The organism is Curtobacterium sp. MCPF17_047 (assembly GCF_003234045.1).
Classification (GTDB): Bacteria; Actinomycetota; Actinomycetes; order Actinomycetales; family Microbacteriaceae; genus Curtobacterium.
The window spans coordinates 195,130-207,312 of the sequence record NZ_QKSF01000001.1 but is presented as its reverse complement, the minus strand read 5'-3'; the positions used below and the strand labels follow the sequence as shown (position 1 = coordinate 207,312).

Below are 12,183 nucleotides of genomic sequence, written 5' to 3'. Positions count from 1 at the left end.
CACTCATCCTGACAGCGGCTCTGAGCTTGACCGGCTGTCGAACAGACCCTGGAGGCAGCACCGTGGATCCTTCCGACGCGGAGAAGTCGATCGTCGACATCGTCAAGGAGTCGACCGACGCCGTCGGTGGCGACTGGACGCTGTACCGCGGTCCCGATGCCGAGGTGTGCGAGCAGTCCAACGGCGAGGAAGGCGCTCGCTTCGTCTACATCCTCGAGCGGGCCGGGGCGGACGGTTCGGCTCCTGAGACCGACATCGCCACCATCGAAGCGCTCTGGAAGAGCAAGGGGATCACGACCGAGCGTTTCGCCAGCGGCGGAGCCGACCCGCTCACCGGCATCCGTGGCGTCGGTGGTCCCGTGACCTCGGTGGGCTTCAACGCCTACCCGCAGCGCTACAGCGTCACCGGCGTCTCGAAGTGCTCCTCTGGGAACGTGAAGGACCTCCGGCAGCCAGAGTGATGCACACACGAACGTGTGCCGGCCTTGCGCTCCTCGTGACGACGGCACTGACCGTGAGCGGCTGCAGCGGCAACACCACCGATCCGTCGGATGCGAAGGAGTCGATCGTCGACCTCGTCGAGGAGTCCACCACCGCGGTCGGCGGCGAGTGGACGCTCTACCGCGGTCCCGCAGCTGAGGTCTGCGAGCAGCCCGGCGGCGGAAAGGGCGCACACTTCGTCTACATCCTGGAGCGGGAGGGCGCCGACGGCCCCACACCGGCAGCTGACATCAGCACCGTCGAGGAACTCTGGAAGAGCAAGGGGATCACGACCGAGCGCTTCCAGAGCGGGAGCGCGGACCCCTTGACCGGCGTGAACGGAAGGGGCGGTCCCGTCACCACGGTGGGCTTCGACGCGTACCCACAGGGCTACACCATGACCGGCATTTCGAAGTGCTCGGACGGCGACGTCAAGGAACTGCGTCGCGAAGAGTGACCCGGCCTCGATCGCAGAGCAGGAGGACCACCACCGTCGCTCTGGTCCTCGTGGGTGCGTCACTCGCACTCACCGCTTGTGGGAACGACCCGCCCGGACGCGTCGTGCCTCCCGATCAAGCGAGGAGCACCGTCGTCGACGTCGTCGAGGAGACGACCGAGGCAGTCGGCGGCGACTGGGCGCTCTGACGTGACGACCACGGCGAGCATCGCGCATCCGGACCGCTCTGGGGAGACGGGACCGCCCGGTGCGCGAACACCACCGGGACGGTCGCGCTGATGACGATCTCGGCGAGGTCGCGCCTTCTCGGTGGACACAGAGCAGGGCCGCACCCGGACGGGTACGGCCCTGCTCTGCCAGCGCGTGCGTCTCACTCGGTCCGTCGACGACGACGTGCCACGGTGATCCCGACTCCGGCCGTCAGCAGCAGGAGCGCCGCGAGGGCCGCCGACCCGATCTCGGCCCCGGTCCAGGCGAGGGAGCCCGGCCGCTCGGTGACCGCACCGCCCGCGGGCCCGGAGCCGGAGCCCGGGTCGCCGACGGTGCCGGTCGGCGTCCCTGCGGTGCCGCCCGGTGCAGGCGTGCTCGGCGTCCCACCACCTGGTGTTCCCGCTCCCGGCGTTCCGGCTCCCGGCGAGGGAGCCGGGGTCGGCGTCGGGGTCGGTGTCGGCGTCGGGGTCGGCACCACCGGTGCTGCCGCCACGGTGACGACCACCGGGTCGGACGCGGACGCGTCCGCCGTGGCGGTCGCGCCGAACGCCGCCACCAGCGTGTGGTCACCGGCGCTCAACCCGTCGGTCAGGGTCAGCGTCGCGACCCCGTCCGTCACCTCCGCCGTTCCGAGTGTCGCCGCGGCGGCACGGGCACGAGCGGAGGGCTCGCCGTCGCGGAACGTGACGGTGCCGTCGGTGTCGCGGCCGGTGACCGTGGCGGTCAGGACGACCTCGTCGCCTGCGACCGGCTCGGCCGGGGTGACGGACAGGACCGTCTCGGTGGGTGCGAGGACCGCGAGGGTGGCCTGGGCCTCCCGGCCGGAACCGGCGCCCTCGGCGGACACGGCGAGTGCACCGAGGTCGGCGTCCTCCGCGATCCGCAGGGTCGAGCTGGCCGTGCCGGCGCTGTCGGCGACCACCGTGTCGGTGACCGTCGTGCCGGAGCGGAAGGTCACGGTCTCGCCGGCGCGGAAGCCGGTACCGGTGAGCTCGACCGACCCGCCGGGTGCGACGGTGTCGGCGGACGTACCGAGGGTCACCGGGGTGGCCGCCGCGGCGCGTTCGGCGCAGACGTCGCCCTGCGCACCGACGGGCGGCAGCTCGGTCGCCGGTGCCGTGACACCGTCGTCCTCGCGGACCGTCAGGTTCGTGAACGCCGTGGCGCCCATGACCGCGTTCCGGGTGTTCGTGACGCTCACCTTGAACGCCGAACTCGGCGTCGCGGAGACCGCGGTGTTGCCCGCGGTCGGGACGGTGACGGCCTGGCAGGTCTCGCCGGGCGCGAAGGTCACGCGCTCCATGCCGACACCGACCGACCCGGTGGCGGAGCCGAGCACGCTGACGTAGCCGGTGACCGGCCGGTCGGAGGCGCGGGACAGGTAGACGGCGACGTCGGCGGTGCCCGGGCCGTCACCCTCCTCGACCGTGGTCGGGGCGACGTTCACGGTGGTGCGGGTCGCCGCGACGGCGGTGCCGACGCTCGGGGTGTCGAAGGCGAGGTCGGACAGGTACACGCCACCGGTCCCGGTGCCGTCCGCGCCGACGCCCGCGGTGAAGCGGACCTCGCGGACGTCCGTCAGGTCGACGCCCGTCATCGAAGCCGTGGGGATCGTGAGCTGCTGCAGCACGATCTTGTTGAGCGTGGTGTTCGTGCCGCCCGGCATCCGGTTGACGGCGAGCGGGTTGATCGCCGATGCGGCGGTCGACCAGCTGCCTCCGGAGCCGTCCAGGACCGTGACCCGGAAGTCGGTGCCGGTGGGGACGGCCTCGTCGGGTGCGGTCTTCAGCGTCATCTGTGTGCTGCCGGTGACGTTGCGCGCGGAGGCGGGGACGGACACACGGAGTTCACCGGTGCTCGGCACCGCGGGGTCCGTCGTCGAGGCACCCGTCCAGAGGAAGCGGGTGGTGGGGAAGGTCGGGACGTTCGGCGCGAACGAGCCCGGCGTCCAGTGCGGGACCTGTGCGGAGGCCTTCGTCGTGGCGCAGAACGGGTTCGACTGCGGCAGCGTGCGACCGGTCAGGTTGGTGCAGACCGCGGCCGTCGCGCCACCGACCGTGCGGACGAGCGAGCTGGACGTCGTGAAGTCGGTGACGAGCTGGGTCTTCCCGGTGGGCTGCGTCGCCATGGTCCGGACGTCCGCGAACGGCGTCGCGGTGGTGGCGGGCTTGACCGATCCGTCGAACATCGACTGGAACTGCGTCTCGCCGCCCATGGTCAGGCGGAAGAAGCCGGTCATGTAGCTGACGCCGACCTGGTACTGCTGCGCCGCGGTGAGGCGGGTCGGGTTGGTCGTCGAGCAGGTGGACGTGGTGTCGCTCGTCCGCCAGTCGTCGCCCGTGGCCGCCGGGTACAGGCCCGGGGTCCACACGGTGTTGAAGAAGTTGTGGTTCGCGCCCATCACCCACACGGCGGACCGGAGGACCTGGTCGCCGAAGGCGTGGCGGGAGTCGTCGATGAAATGCTGCCCCTGCTGGTTCGACACGTCGCCGTCGCAGTAGGGCAGGAAGACGGCGGTCGGGACGTCGGGCAGCGTCATGCGGCCGAAGTCGACGGGCGCGAGCGGCATGACCGCCTCGATCCCGTACGGCTTCGGGAGCGCCTGGTTGAGGGTGGCGGCCGAGACCACGCCCTCACCGCCGCGGGAGTGGCCCATGATGCCGACGTGGCTCAGGTCGAACCGGCCCTTCAGGGACGCTGCGGTGAGACCGGAAGCGGCGGCCGGCTGGTCGGCGCGGGTGGTCGCGCGGACGAGGGCGTCGTCGAGGGTGCGGGTGGTCGTGGTGCTCGGGGTGGCGTCGGTCGCCGTCGTGACGTCGTCGTAGGAGACGGCCGTTCCGGCATCGGCCTTGCCGAGCATCCCCAGCGTGTCGAGGATGAGCTGGCCGCGGGCCTCGGCGCCGTAGTCGAGCGCGAGCTGGTTGTCGTTCGAGTTCACGGCGTTCGCCGCGATGGAGACGACGTTGTAGCCGCGGGTCGCGAGCGCCCGGGCCGTGCCCTCGTACCCGAGGTACGAGCGGACGTTCGACTGCGTCGGGCCACAGGGCCAGCGCAGCGGGTTCGCACCGGTGCCGGCGCACGAGGTGTGGCGGCCGTGCAGCAGCACGACGGTCGGGCGCGCACCGGCGGCGCTCGTCAGGTACATCTTCCCGGTGAGCTCACCCCGGATGCCGCCGATCGCCGCGAGCGGGATCGCCTGGTCGCCGAAGTCGTACTCCGCCTCCGTCACGGAGTAGGCGCCCGCGGTCGACGGGTCCTCGACGGCAGCGGCCGTCGCGAGCGACTTCATCTGCCGCTTGAGTGTCCGGTTCTCGGGGACGGGCGGCGTGACCGGGGCCGTCGTCGTCTCCGCGGCCTTGTCCTCGTCACCGCTCGACCAGGCCTTGCTGACGTCGGTCGCGTCGGCGACGGACCGGTCGGCCGTGAGGACCTGGAGGGTGCGGCCGTCGGCGGACTCGGTCGCGAGACCCACCGGCTCGCCGTCGACGACGAGCGTGGGGGCGTCGTCGACCATCGGCAGGGGCTCGTCGAGGTCGAGGGACACCAGGTACCCGCCGGGGGTGGTGGTGACGTCCCAGTCGCTGCCGGATGCGACGACGGGATCAGGGGTCGGCGCCGCGAACGCAGGGACTGCGGTCAGGGCGAGGGCGGGAGTCAGCGTGGCGGTGATCGCCAGTGCAGCGAGCCGACTCCGGGAACGGGTTCTGGGCAAGGGGCTCCTCGTGTGAAGGGTTTCTCATGAGGAAGCTTCGAGGGGACTCAGCGTCTGCCGAGCATCGGAAACGGGGTCGTAACCAACACTTGACGGGCAGGAAACACCGGCGGCTTGCCTGGTCCGCAGAGCGCAGCGAGCGGTCCGGACGGGTGGTCCGCGATCAGCGCGTGAACAGCACCTGGACGGTCGCGATGACGACGACGATCCCGATCGGCACGCCGGCGATCACCAGCGCGGCCGGGATCTGCGTGCGTCGGATCGTCCGGGGACCACCGGCGCCGCGGGCGAACTCCGTGGCCGCGACGAGTTCCGGCGCCGCAGCGGGCGGGATCGGCGGAGGAGCCGGTCGGTCGTCCTCGAACGCCGGGACCTCGACCACGAAGGCGGCCGGGTCCACGGTCGGGGGCAGCTGGGTGTACCGGCTGCGCTCGGTCCGCTCGTCCATGGTGTCCCTCCCTGCGTGCACACTATGCCGCCCGCCGGGAGTCCGGAAGTGCAACCAGTCGCTCGCACCACCGCGCACCGTTCACCCCGCAGCGAGCAGCGCGTCCGTCTCCTCCGCCGTCGGCGCGGTCGCCGGTCCGGTGCGGGTCACCGCGAGTGCCGCCGCCGCGTTGGCCCGTCGGACGGCGTCCTGGAGGCCCGCCCCACGTCCCAGCGCCGCCGCCAGCACGCCGTCGTGTGCGTCTCCCGCCCCGTTGGTGTCGACCGCGACGACGGGGAACCCGGGGACCAGGACCGGTTCGCCGCCGGACTCGACGACCCAGCAGCCGTCGGCGCCGTCCCGGACGAGGGCGGTGCCCCGCGCGGCCGCGGCGATGGCCGCGGTCGCCTCGGCGAGGGTGGCCGACGTCGGGGACAGCAGACGGGCCTCCCGGCTGTTGGCGCTGACCACGTCGGAGCGTGCGGACACGGCGGCCAGGACGGCTGCCGGCAGGGTGTCGACGAGGGGTGACGGGTCGAACACGACGCGGACGGACGAGGGCACCGTGCCGAGCCAGCCCGCGATGGCCGCGCCGTTGACCGCGTGCGCCAGGCCGTAGCCGGAGACGAAGACGACGTCGTCGGCGCGGAGTGCGACGCGGTCGAGGTCGGCGCGCGTGAGCTGCCCTTCCGCGCCGACGCTCGTGACGAAGGTGCGCTCGGTGGTGGCGTCGACGAGGGCCACGCAGTAGCCGCTGTCGACGTCGGGGAGACCGGGCTGCACGACGGTGACACCGGAGTCGGTCAGGGCGCGGCGGACGACGTCACCGAAGGGTCCGGTGCCGTACTGCCCGGCGAAGACGACGTCCATGCCGTCGCGGCGGGCGGCGACCATGGTGTTGAGGCCGCCGCCGGCCGTGATCTCGGAGCCGTCGGCGATCACGTCGCCACCGGGCTCGGGCAGTTCGCCGATGCGCATGACGATGTCGACGATGACGTTGCCGACCGAGACGAGGCGGCTCATCGGACGGTGTGCTCGGTGTGCGGGAGCGGCGCGGACTGGTCGGGCTGCTCGTGCAGGGTCCCGCGCGGGCCGCCGGTGAGCAGGTAGACCGCCGCGGCGACGATGAAGGTGACGACCCAGCCGAGGCCGTTCGCACCGATCCACGTGTCCGAGAACGCGCCGACGAAGACCGGGTCGGCGTCGCCCACCTGGACGTTGGTGAACAGGAAGCCGACGACGATCGCGACGACCCAGGCGATCACGGCACGCCAGGCGACGCCGCCCGCGTACCAGTAGCGGCCACCGCGGCGCAGGTCGAGCAGCGCGGCCGGGTCGTACCAGGTGCGGCGGAGCATGTCGGCGATGAAGACACCGAGCCAGGCGGTGATCGGGACGGCGAGCACCGAGATGAACGTGATGAAGGGGGCGTAGAAGCCGTCGGCGACCAGCATGAAGTACATGGCACCGAGCGTGGTGATGACGACGTCGACCGCGACGGCCCACACCCGCGGGACCTTCACGCCGAGGGTCAGCGTGGTGAGGCTCGCCGAGTACACCGACAGGTGGTTCGACAGCAGCAGCCCGCCGAACGCGGCGATCAGGTAGGGCACGGCCATCCAGCTGGGCAGCATGTCGCGGATCGCGGCGACCGGGTCACCGGCCTGGGCGAGTGTCGGGTCACCGGCGGACACCAGGGAGCCGAGCCCGACCAGGACGACGAGGGGGATGCCGGCACCCGCGGCGCTGGCGGCGACGAGCTTGCCGGCGCGGACGCTGGTACGCGTGTAGCGGGCGATGTCGGCGCCGGCGGTCGCCCAGCCGATGCCCGTGCCGGCGGCGATGGTGCCGACGCCGATCACCATGGCGGCGATGGGTCCGGCGGGCTGCGCACCGACGACGTCCCAGTCGATGCGTGCGACCAGGAACACCGCGACGAAGACGTTGAGGGCGCCGAAGACCCACGTCGCCCACTTCTGCACGGCGACGATGAACGCGTGGCCGAGGCCGGAGATGAGCACCGTCGCGGCGACGAACAGCAGGATCGCGACGACGGTGACGACCGGGTGGGCCTTCGAGCCGCCGTCGGTCCCGAACAGGATCGTGAACAACGAGAGCAGGACGAACGCGGCCGTGGTGGTGTTCACGGTCTCCCATCCCAGGCGGCTGAGGAGCGAGACCGCGGTCGGTCCGATGTTGCCGCGGACGCCGAAGACGGCGCGGCTCAGGGTCAGGCCGGGTGCCCCGCCCCGACGGCCGGCGATCGAGATGACCCCGACGACCGCGAACGACCCGGCGGCTCCGATGACGGCGACGAGCAGCGCCTGCCAGACGGTCAGGCCCTGGAACGCGACGAGGGTGGCGCCGAGGGGCAGCCCGAGGATCGAGATGTTCGCGGCGAACCAGACCCAGAACAGCGCACCGGGTGTGCCGGTGCGTTCGGCGACCGGGACGGGCTCGATGCCGCGCTGCTCGATCGTGGTCAGCGTGCCGGACTTGGTGCCGGAGTCCGTGGGGGTCGTGGTCATCAGGTCCTCTTACGTCGTCGGAAGGGTGCGAGGGGTGGGGCCGGGCGGCGGTGAAGGGGGGAACACCACCGCCCGGCGGTCTGGAGGGCGCTACCGGGCGGCGGCGGCGCGGAGGGCGAGGAGCTGCTCGGTGAGCTCGTCGAGGTGCAGGTCGTTGACGGTCTCGACACGGTGCACGGCGTCGTCGGACCACGACGCTGCTCCGTGCACGGCGCCGAGGACGGCTCCGGCCATGGCGGCGATGGTGTCCGTGTCGCCGCCGATGCTCGCCGCCGTGCAGACGGTCTGCCAGGGGTCGAGGTCGAGGGCGACGAGGGCGAGCGCTGCGACGACGGACTCCTGGGACGACACACTCGTGCCGATGAGCCCGGAGACGACGTCGATCCGCTGGTCTGCCGGCACGGTGGCGAGGTGCCCGCGGGCCCACTCGGTGCGCTCGGCGATCGAGGCACCGGCGACCCAGTGTCCCCGCGTCGCACCGATCCGGGCCGCGGCGATCGCCACGTCGAGTGCCTCGTACCGTGTGGCACCGTCGATGCCGGCGGAGACCGCCGCGGCGATCGCGCTGGCACCGGCGATGCCGAGTCCGGTGTCGTGGGTGACCCGCGAGGCGTCCTGGACAGCGTCGACGAGAGCCGTGACACCGTCCGTGCCGGTTTCCACACGGCCGGAGAGCGGTGTGGCGATGCCGACCGGGGTGATCCGCATGGCCGCCCCGTTCGTGGTGCCGGTCGAGCCGGCTTCGGAAGCGGGGACCCCGTCGAGGATCCGCTGCACGGCCGTCTTGGTGCTCGGTCCGAGGAGGTCGAGCGAGCCCTTCGCCGCCATCGTCCGTTCCCAGGCGATGAGGGCCTCGGCGAAGTCGACCGGGTCGAGTCGTCCGCCGCCCTGCACGAGCAGCTGCGCCACGAGGACGGCCTGCTCGGTGTCGTCGGTGATGCTCGCCGCGGGCATGCCGTGTGCGATCCGCTGGTGGGGACCGGCGTCCACGAACCCGTCGATCACCCCGTGGTCGGCACGGATCTGGTCGAGGGACATCGACTGCGTGGGCATGCCGAGTGCGTCCCCGATCGCCAGCCCACGGAAGGCCGCGAGCGCGTGCTCGTACTCGGCGGTGGTGGTGGTCGTCATGACGCGCTCCCGAACTTCATGTGCAGGCGGAACCGGCTCGGGTCGAGCAGGCTGTCGACAGCCTCCACGAACCTGCCGTCGGCCGCGCGGGAGACCCGTCGGCTGTGGAGGAACGGCTCCCCGACCGCCCTGTGGAGGGAAGCCGCCTCCTCCGCGGTGAGCGCCTGCACGTCGACCCACTGCTCGGCGAGCGCGGGCACCAGCCCGGCGCTCGCGATGGTGGCGGTGAGCGAGTCGTCGACGAGACCGTCGTCGACGGCGCGGGCGAGCCTCCCGAACGGCGGGACCAGGCTGCGCTCGAGCGAGACGTCCGGTCCACCGACCACGTGGCGGACGCGGTCGACCGCGATGAAGTCGGGGTCGTCGAGACCGAGCTCGGCGGCCTGCCCGGGCCGGCTGACGCGCTCGATGCGCAGGACGCGGACGGCGATCTCGGTGCCGGTGGCAGCGAGCGAACGGGCCCAGCCGCTGCGGGGGTCGAGCGCGGCGCCGTCGAAGGTGACGATCGAGCCGATGCCGCCGTGGATGGCGATGTACTCCTGGTCGGCCAGGTCGGCGAGCGCTGCCCGCACGGTCCCGCGGCTGACGGCGAAGCGTTCGGCCAGGTCGTGTTCGCCCGGTAGGCGTTGGCCCGGCGCGTACCGGCCCGTTGCGATCGCGTCGCGGAGAGCGTCGGCGACGAGGCGTCGCTTCGGTGAGACGGGCATGAACAGCAGACTACATGTACAAGACCTGTTCAGTTCGACTCGGGGTCCCACGCTGCGTTCAACCGGAGCGTGAACAGCAGCGGATCGTCGTTCGGCCGGAACGACGTGCTGGGGCCGAAGTCCAGCCCGCCCGTCTTGGGCACGCCGGCTTCGACGCCGACCCGCTGCGACGCATCCACCGGGTCGACCGAGTCGGCCGATGCGATCTCCTCCTCGAGCTCGCCGACGGAGGTGTCCGGCAGATCGAGCTGTCGGAGCACGTCGCGGTACCCGTCCACCCCGGCCTTCGCGCCCGCCACCGGCACCGTGTTGACGCGGAGGTGGAACAGCCGCCCCTTCGGCAGGATCACCTCGCCCGACGCGTCCTGCATCTCCTGCGCGTTGTCGAGGGCGTCGAAGACCACGTGGGTCGCCTGTACCCGGACCTGCTTGCCGCCGAGGAGCAGGAACCGGACCGGACGTCCCCCGGCTGCCTCCGAGCCGTACGCACCGACCCGGGTCCGCGCCCCCTCCGGCACGTCCGTGTCGATCCCGAACGCCTCGACCGAGGGCGGCACTGTCAGGTCCCAGGTCTCGACGCCGTCCTCGTAGGAACGGGCAGTGGGTTCGGGGCCTCGGTGGCTCACGCCGTGCTCGCTCCCCCCGGAGGAGGGCGAGCCGTCGGCACATCCGGTGAGCAGCACGACCACGGCGGCGGCCAGCGCAGTTCCGAGAACCTGACGGCGACGCGGTCCGCCGCGGCTGACCCGGACTGCGCCGGCGGTCCCGCGGTCGGCCGCGATCACAGCACGACCACCGTCGTACCCGCCGACGTCGCCGGCCGGTCCATCGCGGCGAGCGCCGCCGGCGCCTCGTCGAGGGAGATGGTCCGGCCGACCAGCGCTGACGGGTCGAGCCGCCCGTCGGCGATCTCGGCGAGCATCGCCGGGTACTCGTGGGCGGACATGCCGTGACTGCCGAGCAGTTCGAGCTCGAGCGCGATGACCCGGCCCAGGTCGACGTGCGGGGTGGCGTCCTCGCCCGCGAGCAGACCGACCTGCACGTGCCGACCGCCGGGGCGGAGCGCGGCGATGCCCTGGCGGACGAGGGACGCACGGCCGAGGGCCTCGACGACGACGTGCGCACCGCCGTCCGTCGCGGCCCGGATCTGTTCGTCGACGTCGTCGGTCCGCGCGTCGAGCGTGGTGGTGGCACCGAGGGAACGAGCGAGGGCGAGCGCCTCGGCGGAGACGTCGACCGCGACGACCCGGGCACCGCGCGAGACCGCCACGACGATCGCCGAGAGTCCGACTCCCCCGCAGCCGAACACGACCACGTGTTCCCCGGGTGCCGTGCGGCCGCGACTCACCACGGCTCGGTAGGCGGTGGCGAACCGGCAGCCGAGTCCCGCGGCCGTGGGGTCGTCGATGGCGTCCGGAACGGCGACCAGGTTCGTGTCGGCGTGGTGCACGACGACCTGTTCCGCAAACGAGCCGGGGCGGTCGAAGCCGGGCTGGGTCTGGTTCGGGCAGATGCTCTGACGGCCGGCGACGCACGTGGGGCAGGTGCCGCACGCGTTGACGAACGGTGCGGTCACACGTGTGCCGGGCTGCCACTGCCGGACCTGGTCGCCGACCCGCTCGACGACGCCGACGAACTCGTGCCCGGGGACGTGCGGCAGCGCGACGGTGTCGTCGTGGCCGTGCCAGGCGTGCCAGTCGCTGCGGCAGACGCCGGTGGCGACGACGCGGACGACGGCCGCGTGCGGTGGGCACGCGGGTTCCGGGACGTCGGAGACGACGGGCGTCGCGGAGAAGGAGTCGAAGGTGACGGCGCGCATGAGCCCGATCCTGCCACCCGGGCAGTCAGCGCCCGGCAGTCAGCGCCGGGCGATCAGGGCCGGGCGATCAGGGCCGGCCGGCGAGGGGCAGTGCGGCGAGGACCTCGTCGATCACGGCGGACATCGGTCGGGCAGCAGCAGCGTCGTCCTCGGCCCAGGTCTCGAGCGCGACCTGGAACACGAGCACGCCGACCTCGGCCAGGACTGTGGCCTGCAGCGGGGTCTCCCCCCGTTCGACGAAGGCGCCCCGGGCAGCGCGGACCAGGTCGGACCGCTTGCGGGCGTCCCGGTCGCGCAGTTCGTCGTTCCCCTCGACGATCCGGCGCCAGGCGGCGGTCTGCTCGTGGTTGCCGTCGAACCGTGCGGCGGCGATCTGGTGCAGCACGCTGCGGATGACCTGCATGGGCTCGAGGTCGGTGGGGGCGTCGGCGATGAGTCGTGCGGCGTTCGTGGGGATCTCGTCGCCGGCGAAGACGACCTCGCGCTTGTCGGCGAAGTGTCGGAAGAACGTCCGGGTGGTCAGGCCGGCGCGTGCGGTGATCTGCGGCACGGTCGTCGCCGCGAAGCCCTGCTCGGCGAAGAGCTCGAAGGCCGCGCGCTCGAGTCGACCTCGTGCATCCGGAGCCCATCGCATCGGTCGATCGTACCCGATGACACGTCGTGCCATGAAGGGATACGATGACATCACGTGTCATCATCGCTGACGCCCGAG

General features: G+C 72.4%; 11 protein-coding genes. 2 read left to right on the top strand and 9 right to left on the bottom strand.

Annotation, left to right across the window (positions count from 1 at the left end; genetic code table 11):
• The first annotated feature begins 62 nt into the window (after nt 1–62).
• Nucleotides 63–461 (top strand): hypothetical protein, encoded by a 399-nt coding sequence (locus tag DEJ33_RS01085; RefSeq protein WP_111194112.1) that lies wholly within the window; start codon nt 63–65, stop codon nt 459–461.
• Between the two features lie 53 nt (nt 462–514).
• A complete protein-coding gene (locus DEJ33_RS01080) occupies nt 515–937 on the top strand; it encodes a hypothetical protein (RefSeq protein ID WP_220034426.1) in 423 nt (140 codons plus the stop codon).
• Between the two features lie 370 nt (nt 938–1,307).
• On the opposite strand, the gene DEJ33_RS01075 is transcribed toward DEJ33_RS01080, so the two are convergent.
• The 9 genes from DEJ33_RS01075 to DEJ33_RS01035 form a co-directional block, all read right to left on the bottom strand.
• Nucleotides 1,308–4,859 (bottom strand): Ig-like domain repeat protein, encoded by a 3,552-nt coding sequence (locus tag DEJ33_RS01075; RefSeq protein ID WP_111194110.1) that lies wholly within the window; start codon nt 4,857–4,859, stop codon nt 1,308–1,310.
• A 163-nt stretch (nt 4,860–5,022) separates the two neighbouring features.
• Complete coding sequence (locus DEJ33_RS01070) at nt 5,023–5,307, bottom strand: hypothetical protein (protein ID WP_111194109.1); 285 nt, start codon at nt 5,305–5,307, stop codon at nt 5,023–5,025.
• Nucleotides 5,308–5,388: 81 nt separating this feature from the next.
• On the bottom strand, nt 5,389–6,309 hold the full coding sequence (locus DEJ33_RS01065; protein ID WP_111194108.1) for a PfkB family carbohydrate kinase: 921 nt from the start codon (nt 6,307–6,309) through the stop codon (nt 5,389–5,391).
• On the bottom strand, nt 6,306–7,814 hold the full coding sequence (locus DEJ33_RS01060; RefSeq protein ID WP_111194107.1) for a cytosine permease: 1,509 nt from the start codon (nt 7,812–7,814) through the stop codon (nt 6,306–6,308). Before DEJ33_RS01060 ends, DEJ33_RS01065 begins: the two co-directional genes overlap by 4 nt.
• 90 nt (nt 7,815–7,904) lie before the next feature.
• Nucleotides 7,905–8,945 carry an ADP-ribosylglycohydrolase family protein gene (locus DEJ33_RS01055; RefSeq protein WP_111194106.1) on the bottom strand — a complete coding sequence of 347 codons (1,041 nt, stop codon included), beginning with the start codon at nt 8,943–8,945 and terminating at the stop codon, nt 7,905–7,907.
• A complete protein-coding gene (locus tag DEJ33_RS01050; protein WP_111194105.1) occupies nt 8,942–9,652 on the bottom strand; it encodes a GntR family transcriptional regulator in 711 nt (236 codons plus the stop codon). Before DEJ33_RS01050 ends, DEJ33_RS01055 begins: the two co-directional genes overlap by 4 nt.
• Nucleotides 9,653–9,681: 29 nt before the next feature.
• Nucleotides 9,682–10,278 (bottom strand): hypothetical protein, encoded by a 597-nt coding sequence (locus DEJ33_RS01045; protein WP_146242498.1) that lies wholly within the window; start codon nt 10,276–10,278, stop codon nt 9,682–9,684.
• A 155-nt stretch (nt 10,279–10,433) separates the two neighbouring features.
• The gene (locus DEJ33_RS01040) at nt 10,434–11,471 is read right to left on the bottom strand and encodes a zinc-binding dehydrogenase (protein ID WP_111194103.1); all 1,038 of its coding nucleotides are present in this window, start codon (nt 11,469–11,471) and stop codon (nt 10,434–10,436) included.
• Nucleotides 11,472–11,538: 67 nt separating this feature from the next.
• A complete protein-coding gene (locus DEJ33_RS01035; protein WP_181432746.1) occupies nt 11,539–12,105 on the bottom strand; it encodes a TetR/AcrR family transcriptional regulator in 567 nt (188 codons plus the stop codon).
• Nucleotides 12,106–12,183 lie beyond the last annotated feature (78 nt).

Bases quoted from the DNA above. Each gene is read 5' to 3' on its own strand.
- DEJ33_RS01070 (WP_111194109.1), bottom strand. From the start codon at position 5,307: ATGGACGAGCGGACCGAGCGCAGCCGGTACACCCAGCTGCCCCCGACC.
- DEJ33_RS01065 (WP_111194108.1), bottom strand. From the start codon at position 6,309: ATGAGCCGCCTCGTCTCGGTCGGCAACGTCATCGTCGACATCGTCATG.
- DEJ33_RS01060 (WP_111194107.1), bottom strand. From the start codon at position 7,814: ATGACCACGACCCCCACGGACTCCGGCACCAAGTCCGGCACGCTGACC.
- DEJ33_RS01055 (WP_111194106.1), bottom strand. From the start codon at position 8,945: ATGACGACCACCACCACCGCCGAGTACGAGCACGCGCTCGCGGCCTTC.
- DEJ33_RS01050 (WP_111194105.1), bottom strand. From the start codon at position 9,652: ATGCCCGTCTCACCGAAGCGACGCCTCGTCGCCGACGCTCTCCGCGAC.
- DEJ33_RS01040 (WP_111194103.1), bottom strand. From the start codon at position 11,471: ATGCGCGCCGTCACCTTCGACTCCTTCTCCGCGACGCCCGTCGTCTCC.
- DEJ33_RS01035 (WP_181432746.1), bottom strand. From the start codon at position 12,105: ATGCGATGGGCTCCGGATGCACGAGGTCGACTCGAGCGCGCGGCCTTC.